We start from the raw sequence: 21716 nt of genomic DNA, 5'->3' as shown, positions 1-21716 counted from the left end.
AACGCTACCATCACGGAGCAATGGGCGACAATTGAAAATCAACTGCCTGTTCGCTCGCTGCATCGCAGCCTTAAGAACGACACAGTTCGACAAGTGATTTCGCTGCGGCTTCAATCGTATGCTTCGCGCGAAGACCTTGATTACCTTCGGTCGCCAACTGTGTCCGCCGTTCAGGTTGATTGACAAGTTCAACAATCGCGTCTGCTAACGCGTCGATGCTGTCTGGTGGAACCAAAACACCACCGCCAGTTGATCGAACCAGTTCGCCGAACGCGCCATGCTCAGGCATCACCACGGGGGTACCGGCGGCAAGTGCCTCTAAAACAAATAGGCCTTTGGGATCTTCGTATTCCGTGGGGACGCATAGCAGATCGGCTTGCCGAAGGAACGAAACCTTCTCGCTAAGGTCAGGACTTCCGTGGTAGGTAAACCGATCACTGAGTCCAGCCTTTTCGATCCGATCGCGAATCGTTTGCAGGTACGGCTTATTGGCTTCACCGAGCCAACCTGCCGCATGCAAAGTAACGTTCTGACATTGCGGTGCAATCTTCTCAAAGGCCTCAACAAGACGATGCAAGCCTTTCTCGGGGGCGATCCTTGCCAAGTACGCCAAACGAAACTCGTCCTTCGATGGCGGTGCTTCACTTGACTGATCCGACGGCGATTGCTGATAGGGTCTCAGGTCGATCGAAAGAGGTTGTATCCGCAGCTTGGAATCCGGGATCTCCAACAGCGCCGACATTTTGTCGCCATAAAAGCGACTGTTAACGCAAAAGTAATCGACGTGTGAAACCAGTTCGCTGCAGAGCCGAATCGCTTCGTTACGATGAGCTTCGGGGAGATGGTCAAGAAAAATGTCATCGCCTTGCAGCATCACAATCAAACGTGTGTTCGGCATCCGTTTGCGAAACATCGGCAACCCGCCACCGATCAGCAAATTTGTCAGCACAATTGCATCTGGCTTGATTTCATTCGCCAACCAATCACAAAGTCGCTCAAACTCTTCGGCCTGATACCCGTCTTCGCCTTTGAGGATCGAGATAGCAAGTTCTCCCAGCGACGCAGGGTCCGTCGAACTGGCTCTTCGAGTTGCCCAATTAATCAGCTTTGGTGAATCGAGCAGACTTCGCAGCGGCCTGGGCAACCATCGTAACCAGGGCATCTTCTGCAGTAGGTAGACATGAATCCCACCGAGAAAGACCTTCGGACCGGCAATGCTGACTTCATCGGTCCGAATGGGGGTGTAGACCGGTTGCAAAAGGCATTCGATGCCGTCGCGATGCAATGCCCTTGCGAGAGCATTGTCGTGCATACAGCTGCCACAAAACATCCCTGCGGCACCGGCGGTGAGGTACACGACCTTCATATTTTGGTTGGGTTTGTTGATAGTGTGAAATGAAATGCCAGTGGATTCGCCCTAGGTGAACAGCTCAATGGTTAGAGAAAAAAGCTCGTTGTGAGCTCCAGAACACGCTTCTATACTCCGCGCTGGTTGTGGGAACCCTCTCCTCAGCACCAACACCATGACTCCCGTTCGAGGCATCCCGCCTTGCCGGAGACACCGCCCTGCCGACACCCCGAGCTGATTTTTCGCAGTCATTCGATCTGCAGCATGAAACACGCTCGAAACCCGGCAGAATTGCTAACACCGAAGTTGCCGCCCCGACCACATCGCGTCATTGACGCGTCTTTGTTGTCAGGCCCTAACCACCACCTAGTCAGTTCCATGTCTGTTTCTGAAACATCGCATCCAAGTAAGTTCGCTGAAATCATCCCGGTGACGCAAGCGACAGGCCCTTATTATTGGGGAATCGACATTGGCGGAACGGGCATCAAACTGGGTCTTGTCGATTCGGCAGGATACACGGTCGCATTTAAATCGATTCCGACACTTGAAAGCGAAGGGCCCGAAGCGGCTGTCAAACGCGTCGGCGAAGTCGTCAGCCAGATCGAGACCGACCTGGGTATTACCGGACAGGTTCCTCATATCGGCCTGGGTGCTCCCGGCCCGATGGACCTCCCCAAAGGACTGCTGGTTGCCCCACCACAACTGCCTTCCTGGTGGGGATTTAACATCGTCAAAGCGATCAGCGACCTAACCGGACGGCCAGTTTCGTTTCTTAATGACGCCAATGCGGCTGCATACGGGGAATTTTGGATCGGAACGGGCCAGGGTAGCGATTCGATGATCCTGCTGACCCTGGGAACCGGAGTCGGCGGTGGCATTATTGTCGATGGGGAACTGGTCAACGGCGTCAACAGCTTTGGGAGCGAATGTGGACACATTTTGATCGACCCTTCTGACAAAGCACGCCTTTGCGTTTGGGGCGGCGGTAGAGGACAATTGGAAGCCTATGCCAGTGCCAGTGCAGTCGTGGACCGCACCCGCGAACGCCTACAGGAGGGAGCGACAAGCTCATTAAGCGGGGTGCTCGGTGGTGCCAACAACGAATTAACCGCTAAGAAGGTTTACGAGGCTGCCAAAAACGAAGGCGACGCCCTAGCATTGGAAATAGTTGACGAAACCGCAAAATGGCTGGGAATCGGCGTCACTTCGCTCGTTCATGCCCTCGATCCGGGGGTCGTCACGCTCGGCGGGGCGATGAATTTCGGCGGCGAGGAATGCCCCATCGGCAGACGGTTCCTTTCTGGGATAATAGCCGAATTCCAACAGCGCACATTTCCGAATGTATTTGAAGGCACATCGATCGCGTTCGCGACGCTCGGTGCGGCCGCGGGTTACCTGGGATTGGCCGGGTATGCCCGAAAACAACACGCGAAACCGACATGACCAAAAAACAAATTCGAAACTTTTGCATCATTGCACACATCGACCACGGCAAAAGCACGCTTGCCGATCGATTGCTGGAAGAAACCGGAACGGTCAGCTCTCGCGAAATGAAAGAGCAGCTGCTCGACGACCTGGAACTGGAACGTCAGCGTGGTATCACCATCAAAGCCCGCGCGGTGGTGATGAAATTCAAACGCGGAAAAGAAGAGTTCGAACTGAACCTGATCGACACGCCTGGGCACGTTGACTTCCAATACGAAGTCTCGCGGTCACTGGCATGTTGCGAAGGTGCCCTGCTTTTGGTCGATGCATTCCAAGGCGTCGAGGCACAAACGGTTGCCAATGCCTATGCGGCGATGGAACACGATCTAAAGATCATCCCCGTGATCAACAAGATCGACCTCACCCACGCACGCCCCGATGAAGTCGCCGAGGAGATGATGAACTCCCTCGGAACCGACCCCGACGAATGCGTCCGCGTTAGCGCGAAAACAGGTCAGGGCGTCGGCGGCCTGGTCAACGCCATCATCGAACACGTGCCGCCACCGACCGGTGATCCCGATGCGGTGCTGCAAGCGATGGTGTTCGATTCCAACTACGACGACTATCGCGGAGCGATCACTTACGTCCGAGTCATGCAAGGCACGGTTCGCAAAGGCCAAAAGATCCGCTTCCTTCGCGCCGGTACCGTCCATGACGTCGTTGACGTCGGACAATTTACCCCGCAGCGCACCTCGACACCTGAACTGTCGGCCGGGCAAGTGGGCTACATGATTTGCAACATCAAAAGCCTGGGCGATGTTCACATCGGTGATACGGTCAGCATCCCTGGCGACAAGCCGGCACCGGCCCTCGCTGGCTACGCTCGCCCCAAACGCATGGTTTACTGCGGCCTGTTCCCGAGCGACGGACAAAACTTTTCTGATCTGCGAGACGCGCTCGAACGCCTTGCCGTTAACGACCCCAGCTTTGAGTTCGAACCCGAAACCAGCGACGCGCTGGGATTCGGCTTCCGCTGCGGCTTCCTGGGTCTGCTGCACATGGAAATCGTCCAGCAGCGCTTGGAAAACGAGTCCGATGTCGACTTGGTACAAACGGCACCGAACGTGACCTACGAAATCGTCAACAAGCGTGGCGAGACGATGACGATTCACAAGCCGCAGGACGTCCCCGACCCAGGCGATATCGAAGAGTTTCGCCAGCCGATCGTTCGCTGCAACATTATCGTGCCAAGCGAGTTCATCGGCCCGGTCATGAAGCTGGTTCACGAACGACGCGGCATCCAAAAGTCACAGGAACACCTCGGTGCACAACGCGCGATGCTGACCTACGACATCCCACTCGCGGAAGTCGTCTATGACTTGCACGATAAAATCAAAAGCTGCACCAAAGGCTACGGCACTCTGGATTACGAGATGGTCGGTTACGAACAAGCCGACTTGGTGCGACTAGACTTTCTGGTTAACGGAAACCGCGTCGACGCTCTTAGCATCGTCTGCAACCGAGGCGATGCCGATCGCCGAGGACGCGCGGTTGCGAAAAAGCTGAAAAGCGAAATCGACCGCCACATGTTCGAAGTCGCCGTGCAAGCTTCGATCGGAAGCCGTGTGATCGCCCGTGAAACCGTCCCCGCTATGCGAAAGAACGTTACCGCCAAATGCTACGGTGGTGACATCACGCGAAAGCGAAAGCTGCTGCAAAAGCAGAAAGAAGGCAAGAAACGGATGAAGGCGGTTGGCAATGTCGAGATCAGCCAAAAAGCCTTCATGGCCGTTCTTAGCGAAGCCGAAGGCGGCTGATAACGAGTGACGCTTCACCGCCCTTGAGTTGGCTTATCGCGAACGCCGGCTTTTCGCACGCATCAAGGGCGGATTTGGGTAGCCGTGCTCGCGACACCTACCCGACATCCAATTGCATGGTTTGGATCGGGTCGGACTCTTTTCGACTCGCCCAAACCTCCAGCTCGCTGAACTGTTCCGCCAATCGCTCGGCCAGCTGCTCCATCGCGAATCGCTCGCTGTAGTAGTGCCCCAGCAGCGCTAGCGTCATCCCCAGTGACTCGGCTTCTAAACACTGGTGAAAGGTTGCCTCTCCGGTGATCAACAGCTGACACCCGCGTCGATGAGCCTTCGCGACAAACGAACCGCCACTGCCACAAGCAAACCCCACGCGCTCGATCAATCCATCAAGCGGACCGACAACTCGTGGATTTGATACACCGACATGACGGGCACAGTCCGTAATCACATCGGCTGGCGTTCTCGGCGAGGGCAACTTTCCCAAACGACCTGCCCCCAGCTCTGCGCTGCCTTCTGGATCAACGATCGGACTGACCGACGTGAACTGCAATAGCTCCGACCAGGTTTGATTGATTCCCGTGGCCGCAGAATCGAACGCGGTATGAGCGCTGTAAACAGCCACCGAAGACTGAATCAGCCGCAAGAGCATGCTTCCGGTGATCGAATCGGCCGTGATCTTCGCGAGCGGTCGGAAGGGCAACGGGTGATGCGCGACAACCAGATCGACATTTGACTCAAGGGCTTCGTCGACAACCGCGGGCGTCACCGTCAGGCAAGTCATCACGCGACTGACTTCTGTTGCGCGATCACCGAGCAACAGACCGACATTGTCCCAGGATTCCGCCAAAGAGAGCGGAGCGATTTGGGCGAGCGTGCCACAAAGTGTGTTGAGATTAATCGCCATGAGAAGACTGTTCACGAGTCGAGGCTGAATTGCTGAGCCCAGACATCGCGACGAGCCCCTCTGCGGCGCATGTCGAGCACATGGCACGCGTCATATCCGAACCGACAGCGGTCGCTGACCAGACGATGCCGAAAAGAGTCGCTGGCCAACTGCGTCAAAAGAACATTGATGATCGCTTAGAAGCGAAGCGCTTCACCACCGAACCCAAAAGTGCCTCAGATTGACGAGGCACGCTGTTTAGGCGGCAGCCGATGAAGACTAACGCGGAGCGATCATACAGATCATGCGTTTGCCGTGTTGCTGCGGTGCGGTTTCGACTTTACCGACCTCTTCGAGCAACTCGATCACTTGTTCCATGACCTTTCGGCCTTCTTCGATGTGAGCCATCTCACGACCGCGGAACAAGACACTGACCTGCACTTTGTCTTTGTGCTGGAGAAACTTCTCGGCGCGACGGATCTTGGTCCGAATATCTTCATCGCCGGTTTTAGGACGCAACCGAATTTCTTTCGTCTTGGTATGACTTTGGTTGCGGTTCGTCTTTTTATTCTTGTCGTACTTGTATTTGCCGTAATCCATGATTCGGCAAACCGGGGGACGTTCGTTTGGTGCGACTTCGACAAGGTCCAGACCTACGTCGCGCGCTCGGTCGAGCGCCTCGTCGGTCGAAATGACTCCAAGTTGCTCCCCTGTTTCACTTACAACCCGGACGGGACTGATTCGTATATTTGAATTGATGCGTACCGTGTCGCGGTTGTCTGGCTGGTTGTTTCTTCGTGCCAATGCCACTTAAGACGTTCTTCTCCTGCCGGCTGGCAATCCGGACATTTTTGAAATCGTTAATCCAGTGCGTTGTGGCTTCAACGACCGGTCGAGAGCGTCGGTTGGTCCGACAGTAGACCTCTCGAAGGGACAAGTATCCGATGGTTGATCGGCGAGCGTCAACAGTGAAATCGCTTGAATCCCCTAGAATTCGCCTAACTATCAAAAAACGTGGCATCCAAAATCAGGCTTTCACCCATCGCTTGGACGGTGTCACCAAGGAAAATCTGCTTTCGACGTCGGGTTTCGACGATTCCATTGACCGTAACCTCTCCGTCCTGAATCCAGATCTTCGCCTGTCCACCTGTTCCGACCCACCCGGCGCGTTTGAGCACATCGTCAAGTCGCATCATCAGCGGGGGATTTGACGCATTTCCGTCTTCGCTGGAAAGAGAATTCTGTTCGTGGTGTTCAGGCATCTTGGCTCGGGCTGTTCTCGCTGCGACACACTTGCCGCTAAAAAGTCGCTTCAAACCAGCGACTGTCCGCCAATTATCAGTGGGAAACGGTTTTGGAGCAATCGGCAAACGCAGCGATTCTGCCGACTCCGGACCCTCTGTGCCGCGCCTAAGACCGGCCCAAATTGTGCATTGATAAGCAGGGATAGGAGCGATGGACTCCACCGTGAGTCCTTATAAAAACGTTTCGCCCTGCCCCAGTTGCAGGAGCAGAGAGCGCAGGAGCTTTAAAATGACTATTACAGACGAACTCGACCGACTTCAACAGCTCCGTGACCAGGGTAGCCTGACGGAAGCGGAATTTGATGAAGCGAAACGAAAAGTACTCGGCGGCCAGACACATAACCCCTATGGTTCGGGATCGCTGCATCAGGGCGACGGCTTGGTCTTGGGGATCGACGAGAAGACGTTCTGTACGCTGATGCATCTTTCACAGTTGCTAGTCCTTTCGATGTTGGGCGTCGTGGTTCCGATCGGCATGTGGATTCTGGGTAAAGAGGAATCTGACTTAGTTCGACGCCACGGCAATCGGATGATGAACTGGCTGATCAGCGAGCTGATCTACGGTTTGGTGATTGGCATCCTTTGCATGTTCCTGGTGGGGTTCCTGTTGATCCCAGTCATTGCGGTGCTCGGAATTCTGTTCCCGATCATCGCCGCAATCAAATGCAACAACGACACGCTTTGGTCGTATCCGTTGGCGATACGCTTCTTCGATGAAGATTAATCTCGGCTAACAAACCGAAACACTCGGCCGAAGTCGTGGCAAAACCGACGGCGACAAAACCATAGCCTTCTTGTCTAAATTTTGTTTGCGTCTGATGTCCCCTCCCCGCCATACTGGGGAAACCGACCAACCGTCTACATATCTTCAGGAAACTGATATGCACGCAAGAAGGTTTCTTCTTCTTGGGCCGAGATCTCGCTCGGCGTCGATCGCGATTCTTTCAGCGACCCTTTTGGGTAGCCCTGCTTCTTTATTGAAGCCAATGACCGCGTCGGGACAAACGCCTGCGTCATCTTCCGATGACGAGCGGCAAGCTGAATTGGTCGCTCGCTTCATGTCAGTTTTAGAACGTCGTCCTCGACCCGGGACGGCGCTCGATCGCGTTTACGGGCATCATGTTCAAAACGGTACACTCGATGAGCTACTTGCATCGCTGAATGTCGACGAGAACACACCCGACTCCGGTGCGAAATTGATGATCCTGGGACTGCTGCAACAGCAACGTGGTCAAGCGGGCCTGGCGGTACAAGCATTCGAAAAAGCTGAAGCGCTGCTGAGCGATGATGCCATCGTCAGTTATCAGCTGGGTAAAAGCTTGCTAGCGGTTGGACGAATCGAAGACGCCGCTGCCGCTTTCGAACGCGCCATCGAGCGCCAGCCTGCACGCAACGAAGCGTTGCCGATCTTTACCGATTTGGGACGACTGTATGGACGCGCCGGCCAAAGCGAAAAAGCTTTACTGGTGTGGGAGAAACTCGAAAAACTGTTCCCCGGCGATTTAAAAGTCGGTGGGCAAATCGCCCGCACGCTTTCCGAAGAAGGCGACTACCAGTCGGCACTCGATCGATACCAAACGCTAGCCAAGACAGCTCGACAAGCCAAACAACAAGTCGCGTTTGCCATTCAAGCTGCAGAGATGAAACGGCAACTCGGCAACCCCGAGGAAAGCACGGCCGACCTAGAGGCGATTCAGAAACGCCTGCGTCCAGGCAGCTGGCTTTACAACAATGTTCGCCAACGCATCGAAGAAGGCTTTTTAAAGTCTGGTGACTACGACGCTCTAGCAACGTATTACGAGAACAAACTTGCGGAGACTCCTGACAATCTAGAACTGCAAATCCGGCTAGGCAGAATCTACATCACCTCAAGACGGCTCGATGATGCGGAAGAAACGCTGCGATCGGCCCTTGCGAAAGCCCCCGACAACACCGACGTGCGTCTAACGCTGATCGACGTTCTGCGAAACCAAGGTGAGATGGCTGCGGCGGCCCAGCAATACGCCAAGCTGAACGAACTCGATCCGGGAAACCCCGACTACCTGCTGCGTTGGGGAAAAGTGCTGCTTGAGGATAGCGAACGACCTGTCATCGAGCGGAACCAGGCGGCAGCGGAAATCTGGATGCGATTGGCCGATGAACGATCCAAAGACGCCGTGACGCTGTCACAAATCGCCGATGCCATGCGTTCGATCGACCAAACCGATCGAGCGATCGAACTTTACCAAAAAGCAATCACTGCTGATGAATCATCGCCGCAGTACCGTGAATACCTTGGCGAGTATTTCTTTCAGCTCGATCGCAAGTCCGACGCATTTCAGATGTGGGAATCCATCGCCAGTGACGACCGTCGCGATGCAGGTTCGCTGGTGCGATTGGCAGAAATCTATCAAACCTTCAAAGAAACCGATCGGGCACTGCAAGCCTGGAGCGATGCATCCGAATATGACTTGACGTTCGATCAAGAGTTGCGGTTCACGAAACTGCTTCGTGAATCCGAAAAGTTCGATGAAGCTTTCGCCCGCTTGCAACATGCGGCCGAACTTGCCGAAACGCCCGATGAAAAAGAGCAACTGCTTCGAGATCAGATCAGCACCTACGCGGCCGCGGGCACTCTGACCGACGAAATCAACAAACGCAAAGCGAACGATCCGAGCGCAGAAAACCAACGTATCCTGGCGATGCTGCATGCTGCTGCGGGCGACTTGACCGAAGCCTACGCGGCGATCGACAAAGCTTTACAACAATCGCCCGATTCGATCGACATCTTACTGATCGCTGCGGAAATCGCCGAACGTCAAAACCGAATCGGCGATGCAGCCGAAAAGTTCAAACACCTCGCAAAAGTCGACACCCGATTTCGGTCCAATCACCTTCAGCGTGTTGCCGAACTGCAAATGCGTTTGGGACAGGTCGATCAAGCGATCGAAACGTGCAACGAATTGATCAAGACCAATCCGGCGAGTGCTGAGTCGTATCAATTCCTCGCCCGTCATGCATTCCGGATGGGACGTGACGACACCGCCATTACGGCGCTGCGTAAAGCGATGACAATTGCGCCACGGGACAACCTAAGCCGGCGAATGTTGGCATCGGCGTTTGCCGATCGCTACCGAACCGACGAAGCAATCGAAGTTTATTGGCAAGCGATCCGCTATACCAGCAAACTGGACGAACAACTGCCGATCATCCAGGCACTCGCGCCGCTTTACGATCGCAAAACCGAAGTCGATGAATTGATTCGTCGTATCGAAGAGATGCGAAATGATGACGTCGATGAGCGTTCGATCACCCTACTAACCGCCGCGGCTTACGAATCGATCGAAGACTACGGCTCGGCCATCAAAGTTCTCGACCCGGCTGTAGCGAACGCACCACGCGATGTTCCGCTGTTGGAAAATATGGTTCGGGTATGCGACCTTGCTTCAGAAGTCACCGACGCGGCGGAATACCAACAGCGGATTACTGGGCTTGAAGACACTCCCGAAAACCGCTTTAAGCTTGTGCAATTACAACTCGACGCCGGTCTAATCGATATCGAGACCGCACTGACCGATCGCATCTCACTGGCGACCGATCCGGGACGTTTGGGCAACATGATTCGCGGTTCCGTTCGCCGATCCGATACCGAGACTGCGATCGCGATTTGCAAGGCTGCGATCAAACAAGACCCAACGCTTTGGGATGTCAAACTGGCTCTCGCACAACTGTTGATCGATTCGCCGCTGCCGGCAAACGAAGACGGTGAAATCTCCGAAGAAGAGGCGATGTCCCAAACCTTCGATCGCGTCATCGAGTTAATTAATGAAGTTCGGCAGATGCAGATTCCGGTGGACACCAAAGCGCCCACGATGGCACGACAAACCACCGGTTCAAGATCGAATGCTTCTGCCGCCGCAATCCCTCCGACGCGCTGGTACAGCCACAACTACACCTTTGCACGTAAATATCGGCTAGGCAGTTATCGGAACTCTTCCTATTCGACGTATGCAGAACGGATTAGCGAAGCGCTGAATTTTGGACACGCCAAGGTGATCGCTGCGACGCTCGAGTTCGTCGCGATCTACAAACAGAAACCCGAACCAGATGCCAATAAACAGATCCTTGAACTGCTAGAGTCCAAGTACGCGATCCCCCAGCCATCGGATATCGATGACGCGAGTACGATCTGGGAACATCGTGCGATCATGACCTGCCTCGAAAATTTCACGAAGCAACGATTCCAGCAATTTGTTAGCCAGGAATACAAAGATCAACAGCGAGAATACACCTGGCGATTGGCGGAACTGGACCCAACCGGTGCGGACCATCTTCTTCGAAGCATGTTGTTTTCCGAATACCGTCGATCACCAAAAAAGCAAGTCTTCACAGACAAGCAGTTGAACTTGGTCAAGCAGCAGTACCAGCAGGCGATCTCTGCAGACGAAGCCGACAAAAGCACTCGTACGAATACAACATGGCAAACGGTTGCCGAATACAAATTGGTTCTTGCCAACCAATTCGAATTACGCAACGAACCCAATAAAGCTGCTGAGTATGCACTAACTGATCCATCGGCTGATGCCTCGATGGTTGAAATCTTGAACGCGGTCAAGTTTTACGCATCACTCAGTCGGCAAGAAGAGTCCGAAGCACTCATCCCGCGACTTCTTCCAGCGGCTCGCAACGACGAACTGGTCGGTAAGTATAGCGGATCAAGCCTTCAAGGCCTGACTGGCACGCTGCGGCATGGAAACAATGTTGAATCGGAGATCTACGAAAAACACAAGCGTGAGCTGTTTGACGCATGTATTTCCGAAGCCTGCAATTCGCCATCCTCATCGACGTCGGGGCGCAGCAAGCTAACCGACGGTACCGCGACGACTTATGTTCGAAGCTCAAACGGGGGCTATTACAACGTCACCATCAAATGCCCGCTTTCGTCTGACTTGATTCCACAGCAGGCCATCACGGAACTGAGCACATTCCTACCCGGCAAGACAGGCAATAACTCCGGCAACGCGACCTTCAACATGACTGATGAGATCGTCGCTTGGCTGGACGAACCTGTTGACGGCGCAACCGATCGCGAGCAGAAAACTCGCCGCGTCCTGGCCGCCTATGCACACTGGTGGAACGAGGACGCACTGGGTTGCTACCAGCGGATCAACCAGCTCTGCAATGATTTCCCAGAAGACATCGATTTAAAAATCGAACAGGCCAGGCTGGCCAGCGAAGTCGCACGCCCCAAAATCGCGTTGGAAAAACTCGACTCTTTTGAACCGCTCGACAGTGCCATGCTGGTTCGAAAGGAAATGGCCGCGATGAACCTAGCGTCTCGTATCGGAGACGCCGATCGGGCCCGTACAGCGGCGGAACGACTCTTTGGCTTGCGAATCGACACAATGACTCAATTGGCACTCGCCGAACAAATGCGACAGTTGGGGATGCAGGAACAATCCAAAGCCATGATGCAACGTCTGCGTGGTGGTAAAAGGAAAGATGAACGAACCGAAATCCAAATCGCCAATGCCTTTTTAAGCAGCGGTGACAAAGAAGCAGCTGCCGAAGTCGCCTACTCGGTGCTGCAGCGTCTCAATAGCGGGCGATCAGGCACAAGCAACGCCGACTACTATCGCCGACAAGTCGTCTCGATCCTGCGTTCGGCCGAGAAACTTGACCAATTGATCGAACGCGCCGAACGCCGCGTCAAGCTGGCTCCCAACTCCGTCGCCGCCAATACCGAGTTGATGGAACTCTACACAGCCGCGGGACAGAAAGCGAAAGCTGATGAGCTAGCGAAAAACATCACGAAGAGCGACGACCGAGCGCTGCCAACACAGTTGCTCGCTCGTGCTGCTGCATTCAAACAAGCTGGCAACGAGAAGGAAGCAGTACGCAACTATTTGTTGGCCTACGAAAAAGATCCAAGCCAATTCAGTAGCCGTTTTTATGACATGTACACACCGGCGCGGCAGCTGACCGACACAGATTTTGCATACGAGATCCTCAACAAAATGGATCCCCGTTCGATTCCCTCGTATCGTATCGACGAATTGATACGAATGGGACGCAATAAGACCAATATTTATAGCGACCAAAAACGCAAGTTCATCCGTCGCATGATTACACGCTCAGATATCGACAACTACTTATTCTCGATCTGCCAACAGATCCCGGCAAGTGAAAGGGAGAAACTTCCTGAGGTCGATAAGGCGATCATGGATTCCGCAAGCGGTGAGCAAGCCTTTTCCAAAGATGCTCAATTTTGGCAAATCCGAAGTTACATGTCTGACGGTAAGGCAAAAGGTGGCTTAGACCAGCTGTTACCAATTTTGGAGCGAAATAAAAACTATCGGCAGTTGATGATCGAAAGTGCTCAAGCGGCAATCAGCTCGAATCCGGAAACTCAGGGGCAAACGGGGAAACTCGTCCTGGCATTGATCAACCTTTCGGATGAACAATCGCGAGAAGATTCATACAAAACGATTACAACGCTGTTCAACGAAGAGTTTGACCAAACGGTCAAAAAGGTATCCGTGTCATTAATCTGGCAAGTGGGCCTGATGCTAGAAGATGACGAGTATGCGATCGACGATAAAACCGAACTGTTGCTATCCATCTATAGAGCCGCGTCGTCCGATCCGGGTTCCTTGCGTACCGCGATCCGGTACTCTCCCGAAGCGAGACTGATTTATCATCTCAATGAAGAAGGACTGCGTTCAGAAGCACGAGACACCATGTTGCGGGCTTTTGCAAGAATTGACCACTCCGAAGACAATGTCCACAACCCCGGCTATGGAGACTACCAAGAGCTCAACGAGATCAAGCAAGTGGCTGACATGCTTGCCAAGTACGATTTCCCAATCGATGCGTATGTGGTTTATCAAGGCGTCATCTCGGCACCTGACAAGTTCGAACGAGCCAGACGATGGGGCGGTTCAAGCAACACACTTGAGCAATTCACCAAAGCCAGCGACAAAGCGAAAGAAGCGATCAACAGCGAAGCGGCCGTTGATTACCTGAAAGTCATCAACCAACGTTTGCTTGAAAGTGACAAGATCGCTGACTTCCGTTTAATGGACATCAAGCCTGCCGGTGCTCGGCAAAACGATGATCTCCCAAGCTTGATTTTGGCACTGCAACAGGCTCGTTCTTCGGACGAAGGAAGAGCGACCATTGAACTCATCATGAAGTCACTACAAACGGCTCTCGCCGACTCGCCAGATGTAATCTCACTCGCTGCACTTCAGCTGGTGCTTGCTTTGGAACCCTCGATCGAAGTCACCATCTCCGAACCGCTAGACAAACTCGTCAACGCGATCCCTGACGAAAAATCATTGTCTGCAGCAGTCGAAAAAGGCGAGTTCAAATCAATCGACAGTTTCAACGACTTGCTGGTCCCCATGCTGGCTGCAAAAGTCTCTGACCACCCAGACGCAGCTTCCGTTACGGAGCGTTTGTCCGAACGCCTCGGGATGATTGCCAGCCTTACCGGAGACCGTTCTTTGGAACTGGCCGTGATGGCACTCGGCGTCGGCACTGATGAAAAGATGCTGGAAGCCCTGGAGTTGCTCGAGAAAAATTCCAGCGCACAATCGAAGCTAAACAGTGAAGAAGTTCAATTCTGCTTGGGATTGGCAAATTCGTTTGCCAAACGTGGTAAGTACGCATCTTCGGCAAAAGCGCTTCGCATTGGCCTCCAACATGGATTGCCCATCACGTTAATGACGAGCGATCGGGACCCGTTTGCGATCTCACAAAACCGATCACAATCCTACAACAACACAAATGCCGATTCGGAACGCGATCAGTTCGCGGTCAAGGTTCACGAAATCATCAAAAATTGGTCCTCGGCATTTGACACCGAAGACCTCACCTTGTTCACAAAAGTGGAACCTGCAGGTTCCGAAGAACACGAAGTCGATGCGGAACTAGCGGCAGAACTCGCCGAAACATTGTTGGCGATCACGGTTCCCGAAAACTCTTTGCTTGAGACCAATGCATTTCCGAAACGGATCGCATCGAACCGAAATTATGACAACTACAACAACCGCACCAACTGGACCATTCAATCCGCTTCAATTGCGATGGCAAGACTGTCCGATATGGCAGGCACAACCGCACAAATGATCGAAGAAGTTCAGTCAAGAAGAACGTCTGCACTCCCGGAACCAACCTTAGCTTCGATTGTTATGGATCTGGCATTTGTCTCCAAAGACGAAAAGCTCCAGCATCAAGCGATCGATGAATTCGCCAAAGCGGTTGACGCACAACTTCCTTCCGTTGATTCCGAAGTCGTGGCGACCCAGACAGGGTCAGTTAGCATCACCCAGCAAATGCAAATGGAGTCGTACCAAAAAAGTGATCGGGTGGACCTCTGCATGCGTACGCTATGGCCGATCGTCAACCAAGCCGATCGCTACGCGAAAGAAGACGTCCAAGCCGCATCGCAGTTGCTAACTCGAACGCAAAAACTGATCGCGTCTGATCAGTACACTCTCGGCCGACATCGCGAAATCGCGCGACGCATCGAACAGCGTCTATTCACGACCGCAGTCGAAGTCAAAGACGAAAAAACGTTTTCGCAACAACTCGAATCCCAGGTTGAGTCGTTTTTCAAGAGCTTTGGCTTCTGACGATCGTCGCGGAGTCGCATCTGATCGAACCTGCGTCAGCAATTGCCCCGAATGGAATTCACGCGAAATGGAGATTTAAGGGCATTTCAAGTTCATTCTTTCCCAGCTTGAATTGACGCCAGACGGAGGTTTCCCTAATCACCTGGATTGCATCGCGAACCGTCCTTTGACGGGATAAGCCGTTCAGCGTTCGGATACGCCAAACACGCGATGCGGTGCTTCTCGTTAATCAGTGATCAGAACCTAGCGTCTCTCCAGCCCCCGAAGATCGACGTCGTGCATGGATTTGCTAGCAGAATAAACCAAACGAAGTTTTCGCCTTTTACAACAGGCGTAGGACATGTTTGCTGCTTGCTGCTGGTACTTCCCCTGCTGATCGTGATACCAGCTAGCAATTCAGGTGTCGTGTCTGCGCAGTCGCTGGCCGATGAAATCGATGGCGATGCGATCGTCGAATTGAATCTGTCTGGCACGGTCAAGGTCACGACCTTGCTGGACTTGATGAGCCAAGAACTCGATGTTCGATTTCTGCACGGAACCGACATCGCCCGTCGTGACGTTACCGTTTACACACCGGCGAAGCTTCCCAAAAAAGTTCTTCCAACATTGCTAGGCAGCCTGCTTCGCGAAGCCAACTTGGCAATCGTTGATAGCGATGTGCCGGGCTGGAAACGTGTTGTCGACATAGCCGACATCGTCAGTCAAGCTCCAGCCGGAAACGCCGCCGAAGTCTCACGCCGCAATGGTCCTGCGGCCGCCGTGACTCAGGTTCTACCGGTTCGGTTTATCGATATTACGGTCGCATCGACGTCCCTGAAAGCGTTCCTGACACGCACAGGGTCCAACATTTTAGCGTTGCCCGAACAGAGATTGATGATCGTCACCGGGTATGCGGCAGACGTGAAAATGATTGCCGAATTGCTTGAGATGATTGACCGCGCGGATGAACAAGGGGTGATCGAGTTTTACCAAACTCGCCGTCGCCCACCAGCGATGCTGATCGAACAATTCGAATCGATCCGCTCGGTCGATGCTGGCCGCAACCAAACGGCGTCGGGCAAACCCAAGTTGCTGATTGACAAAACGGGACAACGAATCGTTGTTGCCGGTCCAAAGGAACTCGTGTCGTCTGCAATCAAGCTTTTAGAACGTCTCGATTCTGGGACCGAGTTCTTGACTCGCGTTTATCGTCTCGAAAACATCAGTGCAGCCAGACTGGACCGCTTGGTCCAGGGGTTTGTAGACCGCGAAACCACGACGGCCAAAAGAGACAGTTCCTCGATCGAAACGACCGTCGACGAAGAAGGTAATTTGCTTGTCGTCCAAGCCGGTGCGGTGGTCCATCAGCAAATCGAAACGCTGCTGAAAGAATTGGATAAACCGATCGATGCCCAAGAGAGTCCGATTCGGTTTTACAAACTGAAAAATGCGACGGCGATCGAAGTTTTGTATTCGCTGCTGGCGTTGCAACAGGCAGCCGGTATCGGCCAATCGCCTGGGGTCCAAAATGCCGGAGGCTTCGGCGGAGCGTTTGGCGCTTTTGGCACGATGAACCAAGCCGTTATGCCAACGGCCGGCGTCGCTGGCATGTCGGGGAACCCGGCAGCAAATACGAATCTATACCCGGGTTCGGGATCGGCAAATCAGCAAGTCAATGGCGCTCTAGGCGGGGGCCAATTTGGCGTTGTTGGCCAGAACCTTTCTGGCAACCTTGCCCCCAACCGTGGAATCAACCAAAACGCCGCCCTGGCAACGATGGGCGGAATGGCGTCCGGATTTGGGGGATCGACTGCCGGATCGGTTGCGATGCTTCCTGGTGGTGCCCGCGTTTCGGCGGATGTGGCGACCAACAGTTTGATCGTTTTTGCCCCCGCGAATGTGCAAGCCTTATACGAAAAACTGATTCGTTCTTTGGATCAACGGCGACCCCAGGTTTTGATCGAAGCGGACATTATCGCGATCGACACCAGTGATAACTTTTCCTTGGGTGTCGAAATCAGTTCCGGTGATCGCAGCGGTGCGAAACGGTTGTTCGAGTTCACGTCCTTTGGATTAAGCGAAGTTGATCCGACAACAGGACAATTGACCGTCAATCCGTCACTTGGCTTTAACGGAGTCTTAGTCGACCCCGATGTTGCTGACGTCATCGTCCAAGCGGTCAGTCGCCACACGCGTGGTAAAGTTCTCTCCTCACCTCGCGTTTTGGTGAATGATAACCAAACCGGAGTGATCAATAGTATTTCCAGCATCCCTTTCCAAGCATTCAGCCAGGGCGAAACGACAACACTGACCGGACTCGGTGGAAACCAAGAAGCGGGCACGACAATTCAGGTCACGCCGCACATCAATGAAGATGACCACCTTCAATTGGAATTCGACGTTGAATTCAGCACGTTCATCGGATCTGGATCCAACAACCTTCCCCCGCCACGACAAATCGATCGTGTTGGCAGCGTGGTCACGATCCCCAACAGTAAAACCGTGATCGTCGGCGGACTAAAACGCACCAGCCAAGCAGACACCCAGACCGGCGTACCATGGCTGGAAAAGGTGCCAATCGTGCGCGAACTCACCAGCCTGCGAACCGAAGAACAATCGACCACGTCGTTTTTTCTATTCATTCGGCCACGCATCCTTCGCGACAGCCAATTTCGCGACTTGAAATTCATCTCCGATCTGCAGACTCAAGACGCACAACTTCCAGCGGATTTCCCATCCAGTGCACCGATGCTAGTCACTGGCGAAACCTCCACGCAAGCTTGCCAACTCCCCAATGGGGCTGCTTCGGGACTGCGTCCGACGTATCGCCGCGAGTCGGTGTATGATGAAAGCGTCGTCATTGATGCCCCGCTGCAATCGGCCCCACAATTGATTTACCCGGATTCAGACCCGCTGCCAATTCTGCAATAGAAGCGGCGGGATCCATCGCCATTTAAATCAATCCTAATCGGTCGATTGCCTTTTCTTTTCTGCGTTGTCTGCCCGTCTGGGCGGTTTGATTTATGAGCCCGTCGATTCGCGAAATCGCCGATCATCTGCGGATGCCTGTCGCAGAAGATCTGTCAGGCTTAACGGCAAGTGACGACTTTGTTCGACGCATCAACATCGGCCATGCCCGCCAGCATGTCGTCATGGGATTCCGAGCCAAGCAAGCTGACGAAATCTGGCTGGCTATTGATTCCGTGTCTGGGCTCGATCAAGTCGACATCGTTTCCCGTGCGTTGTCGCAACAGTCGACTGGTGAACTACGACGGATGCAAGTTCGTCCGATACCCGCGTCAACGGCAGCGATTCAAGCGGCAATCAACGCAGCCTACACAGCACAATCGAGTCAAACCCAGCAAGTCATCGACTCAATCGATCGCGACTCGCTGCTAACTGAAATCGCGCAGCTCGGACCACGTGAAGACCTTTTGGATACCGAAGGCCGCGCTCCGGTGATTCGATTGGTCAATCACATTTTGTTCGATGCCGTAAAAGCAGGTGCGTCGGATATCCACATCCAGCCGTACGAAGATCGCTTAATGGTTCGGCAGCGGATTGACGGGGTCTTGTTTGACACCTTCGAAATCCCCAAAGGCATCCAGGAAGAGGTGCTTTCGCGGGTCAAGGTGCTTGGCAAAATGAATATTGCCGAAAAACGATTGCCTCAAGACGGCCGAGCGACGGTTCAATTGGGCGATCGAGTTGTCGACTTGCGAATCGCTTCGTTGCCGACCAGTCACAACGAAAGGATCGTGATTCGATTACTTGACAAAAGCGCGCGACTTTACACGCTCGCCGAACTCGGAATGCCAGCGGACGAGCTGACCGCATTTCGATCGTTGATCAATCGTGACCATGGCTTGATCCTCGTAACAGGACCGACTGGCAGCGGGAAAAGCACCACACTTTATGGAGCTCTTTCGGAACTGGACAGCGAGGAACTTAACATCCTGACGCTTGAAGACCCCATCGAATATCAGCTTGATGGGATCAGCCAAACACAGATCAACGAAAAGAAGGGCATGACATTCGCCTCCGGGATGCGCAGCGTTTTGCGTCAGGACCCCGACATCATCATGGTCGGCGAAATTCGCGATTCGGAAACCGCGATGATGGCGATTCAAGCCTCTCTGACCGGTCACTTGGTATTCAGCACGCTGCACACCAACGACGCCGCCAGCGCCGTGACGCGACTTTTGGATCTAGGTATCGAACCTTACTTGGTCAGCAGTTCGCTGGTCGCGTCGCTTGCCCAGCGTTTGGTGCGTCGCCTCTGCCCAGAATGTAAACGGCCCACACCATCCGATTCAGGCTGTGACACGGTCGAGTTTCAACCTGGCGGTTGCGAAACTTGCCGACAGACGGGTTTCTCAGGACGAGTCGGCTTATTTGAATTGCTGACGATTGACGATCCATGCCGGGAACTGATTGGACAACGCGCCAGTGCCGCGATGATCCGTGAATCGGGGCTAAAGTCCGGAATGAAATTACTTGCGACCGACGGCAGGCAAAAAGTCATCCAAGGCATCACCACCATGGACGAAGTCCAACGAGTCACGACTTTGTGATGGCTGTCTTTTCATACATCGGAACCGACCAAACCCAAGCAACCGTGCGGGGCACCGTGCGAGCGGACACCGCTCGGCAAGCTCGTGACGTGCTGCGTGAACAGGGAATTCGCGTCCGCAAAATCGCGGAGAGTCTGGACCAACGGGCACAGATTCAAAAACAGGCAACGTTCTCCCTGCCATCGCTGGGAATGGCCAAGCAATCGACCAGTGTGATTGCCGAACTGTCGATGCTGTTGCACGCGGGTGTTCCGCTTCTTGATGCGTTTGATACGATCACTGACCAGTACAGCGGACGGTTTCGTTCAGCCTTACTGTCGGTCCGAGAACGAGTTGCCGCTGGCGAATCACTCGCATCCGCCATGCAGTCTCGACCCGACTTATTTGACGAAACCACCATCCAAATGGTCGAAGTCGGCGAAAACGCGGGAACGCTGGAAACGGTGCTATCGCAAGTCGCCGATTTCAAGCAACGACAATCGCGATTCACCGATGCTGTCACAACGGCATTGGTTTACCCCGCGTTCCTTGTCTGCTTCGGAACCGCGGCAGGCATATTCTTGATGACGGGCGTCCTACCACCGCTGTTGGAAAACCTGGAAGAGACACTACCGGCATTGCCTTGGCCAACCCGCGTTGCCAAACGACTCAGCGAGACCCTGATCGATTATCGTTGGTGGTGGATCATCGGCACATCCATCCTCGCTTTCCTACTGGCCGGCGCTGTCAAAACGCCTCGATGGCGAAGCCACCTTGATCAAATCGTCGTTCGGGTTCCGCTGCTGGGACCGATGATCATCAAACAAAACGTATCACGTATCGCGATGGTCATCGCCACACTTTCCCGCAGTGGCGTGGAACTTACAAAAGCATTCGACTTGGCCGCGCGTTCGGTCAGAAATACAAGATTCCGCGACGCGTTGAAACAGACCGGCGAACGTATCGCGGCCGGTCAAGAAATTGCGGAAGCCTTGTCGGTCGACAACGTTTTCCCGCCCTTAGCTATTCGCGTGTTTTCGGTCGGTCAAGAATCCGGCAAACTCGACGAGATGCTTTTCCGTTTGGCTGACGACTATGATGAACAAGTCAAAACAACATCGGCGAGACTGACAGCACTTGTCGAACCGGTTTTGATCCTAGTCCTGGCTGTCATGGTCGGCTTCTTATTATTGGCCACGATCCTACCTATCCTGGAAGCAGGAAATGTTCTGTAACTCGCCTCAAATAATTCAACCAATTCATCGTCATCGCAAGCGAAGTCGGCACGCGTTCTCACTTGTCGAATTGATCGTGGTGATGGTCATCTTGGGAATGCTGGCAGGTCTGGTGGCGATTCGGACACGCGGCTACCTCGTCAATTCGCGTAAGAATGCTGTGAAAGCCGAGATCGCAACGATTGTCAAAGCACTTGATACATTCCGGCTCGATCAAGGCCGATTTCCTACCGAAGACGAAGGGCTACAGATCCTGACCGAACCGACCACAACTTGGGAAGAAGGATTCCTTAGCAAAGTCCCTGTCGACCCTTGGAAAACGCCTTACCAATACTTCGTCACGGGCGATGGATTCGAAGTGATCAGCCTGGGCGCGGACGGGCGTGAAGGCGGTGAAGGCGAAGATGCCGACTTTTCAAGTGAGATGTTGGATGAATCGCTGTGATCAGGTCAACTTCGCGTCGCAACCGGCCTAACGGCTTCAGTCTGATTGAGCTCGTCATCGTGCTCGTGTTGATGGCGATGTGTGCCGCGTTTGCTGTTCACAAAAGTCA

At 53.7% G+C, this 21716-nt stretch carries 12 protein-coding genes and 1 pseudogene; 9 read left to right on the top strand and 4 right to left on the bottom strand.

All coding sequences use genetic code 11. The annotated features are described in order from the left end of the window. Positions 1 to 70: 70 nt before the first annotated feature. Entirely contained in the window at positions 71 to 1366 is a 1296-nt protein-coding gene (locus tag LOC67_RS02850; RefSeq protein ID WP_230260998.1) for a glycosyltransferase family 4 protein, read from the bottom strand. A 246-nt stretch (positions 1367 to 1612) separates the two neighbouring features. On the opposite strand from LOC67_RS02850, the gene LOC67_RS02845 reads away from it, so the two are divergent. Together LOC67_RS02845 and lepA are read left to right on the top strand one after the other, a co-directional pair. Further along, positions 1613 to 2791 carry an ROK family protein gene (locus tag LOC67_RS02845; protein WP_230260997.1) on the top strand — a complete coding sequence of 393 codons (1179 nt, stop codon included), beginning with the start codon at positions 1613 to 1615 and terminating at the stop codon, positions 2789 to 2791. Then, positions 2788 to 4590: a translation elongation factor 4 gene (lepA, locus tag LOC67_RS02840; RefSeq protein WP_230260996.1), complete on the top strand. Its 1803-nt coding sequence runs from the start codon at positions 2788 to 2790 to the stop codon at positions 4588 to 4590. Before LOC67_RS02845 ends, lepA begins: the two co-directional genes overlap by 4 nt. A 97-nt stretch (positions 4591 to 4687) precedes the next feature. Here the strand turns inward: lepA and LOC67_RS02835 are convergent, their stop codons facing one another. The 3 genes from LOC67_RS02835 to LOC67_RS02825 all read right to left on the bottom strand — a co-directional run bounded on the left by LOC67_RS02835 (position 4688) and on the right by LOC67_RS02825 (position 6735). Next, positions 4688 to 5494, bottom strand: a complete 807-nt coding sequence (locus LOC67_RS02835) for a Nif3-like dinuclear metal center hexameric protein (protein ID WP_230260995.1) — start codon at positions 5492 to 5494, stop codon at positions 4688 to 4690. A 258-nt stretch (positions 5495 to 5752) separates the two neighbouring features. Next, on the bottom strand, positions 5753 to 6283 hold the full coding sequence (gene infC, locus LOC67_RS02830) for a translation initiation factor IF-3 (protein WP_230260994.1): 531 nt from the start codon (positions 6281 to 6283) through the stop codon (positions 5753 to 5755). 188 nt (positions 6284 to 6471) lie between these two features. Beyond that, positions 6472 to 6735 (bottom strand): RNA-binding S4 domain-containing protein, encoded by a 264-nt coding sequence (locus tag LOC67_RS02825; protein WP_410001109.1) that lies wholly within the window; start codon positions 6733 to 6735, stop codon positions 6472 to 6474. A gap of 271 nt (positions 6736 to 7006) precedes the next feature. On the opposite strand from LOC67_RS02825, the gene LOC67_RS02820 reads away from it, so the two are divergent. From LOC67_RS02820 to LOC67_RS27685, 7 genes and pseudogenes are all read left to right on the top strand, one after another. Further along, the gene (locus LOC67_RS02820) at positions 7007 to 7501 is read left to right on the top strand and encodes a DUF4870 domain-containing protein (protein WP_230260993.1); all 495 of its coding nucleotides are present in this window, start codon (positions 7007 to 7009) and stop codon (positions 7499 to 7501) included. Positions 7502 to 7763: 262 nt separating this feature from the next. After that, positions 7764 to 15395 carry a tetratricopeptide repeat protein gene (locus LOC67_RS02815; RefSeq protein WP_230260992.1) on the top strand — a complete coding sequence of 2544 codons (7632 nt, stop codon included), beginning with the start codon at positions 7764 to 7766 and terminating at the stop codon, positions 15393 to 15395. 405 nt (positions 15396 to 15800) lie between these two features. Continuing rightward, positions 15801 to 18305: a secretin N-terminal domain-containing protein gene (locus tag LOC67_RS02810; protein WP_230260991.1), complete on the top strand. Its 2505-nt coding sequence runs from the start codon at positions 15801 to 15803 to the stop codon at positions 18303 to 18305. A gap of 92 nt (positions 18306 to 18397) precedes the next feature. After that, complete coding sequence (locus LOC67_RS02805) at positions 18398 to 19948, top strand: GspE/PulE family protein (RefSeq protein ID WP_230260990.1); 1551 nt, start codon at positions 18398 to 18400, stop codon at positions 19946 to 19948. Continuing rightward, positions 19948 to 21162 (top strand): type II secretion system F family protein, encoded by a 1215-nt coding sequence (locus tag LOC67_RS02800; protein ID WP_230260989.1) that lies wholly within the window; start codon positions 19948 to 19950, stop codon positions 21160 to 21162. Before LOC67_RS02805 ends, LOC67_RS02800 begins: the two co-directional genes overlap by 1 nt. Further along, positions 21152 to 21607 (top strand): type II secretion system major pseudopilin GspG, encoded by a 456-nt coding sequence (gene gspG / locus LOC67_RS02795; RefSeq protein ID WP_230260988.1) that lies wholly within the window; start codon positions 21152 to 21154, stop codon positions 21605 to 21607. The genes LOC67_RS02800 and gspG overlap by 11 nt, the downstream gene beginning before the upstream one ends. Beyond that, positions 21604 to 21699: pseudogene (locus LOC67_RS27685) on the top strand (type II secretion system protein); the annotation flags it as partial. The gene gspG and the pseudogene LOC67_RS27685, both read left to right, overlap by 4 nt. Positions 21700 to 21716: the final 17 nt, after the last annotated feature.

The sequence above is a fragment of the Stieleria sp. JC731 genome, from assembly GCF_020966635.1.
Lineage (GTDB): Bacteria > Planctomycetota > Planctomycetia > Pirellulales > Pirellulaceae > Stieleria.
This window is presented reverse-complemented; position numbering and strand designations above follow the sequence as displayed.

Coding starts and splice junctions, on each gene's coding strand:
- LOC67_RS02815 (WP_230260992.1), top strand. CDS start 7,764: ATGACCGCGTCGGGACAAACGCCTGCGTCATCTTCCGATGACGAGCGG.
- LOC67_RS02835 (WP_230260995.1), bottom strand. CDS start 5,494: ATGGCGATTAATCTCAACACACTTTGTGGCACGCTCGCCCAAATCGCT.
- LOC67_RS02820 (WP_230260993.1), top strand. CDS start 7,007: ATGACTATTACAGACGAACTCGACCGACTTCAACAGCTCCGTGACCAG.
- LOC67_RS02845 (WP_230260997.1), top strand. CDS start 1,613: ATGAAACACGCTCGAAACCCGGCAGAATTGCTAACACCGAAGTTGCCG.
- lepA (WP_230260996.1), top strand. CDS start 2,788: ATGACCAAAAAACAAATTCGAAACTTTTGCATCATTGCACACATCGAC.
- gspG (WP_230260988.1), top strand. CDS start 21,152: ATGTTCTGTAACTCGCCTCAAATAATTCAACCAATTCATCGTCATCGC.
- LOC67_RS02805 (WP_230260990.1), top strand. CDS start 18,398: ATGAGCCCGTCGATTCGCGAAATCGCCGATCATCTGCGGATGCCTGTC.
- LOC67_RS02850 (WP_230260998.1), bottom strand. CDS start 1,366: ATGAAGGTCGTGTACCTCACCGCCGGTGCCGCAGGGATGTTTTGTGGC.
- LOC67_RS02825 (WP_410001109.1), bottom strand. CDS start 6,735: ATGCCTGAACACCACGAACAGAATTCTCTTTCCAGCGAAGACGGAAAT.
- LOC67_RS02800 (WP_230260989.1), top strand. CDS start 19,948: ATGGCTGTCTTTTCATACATCGGAACCGACCAAACCCAAGCAACCGTG.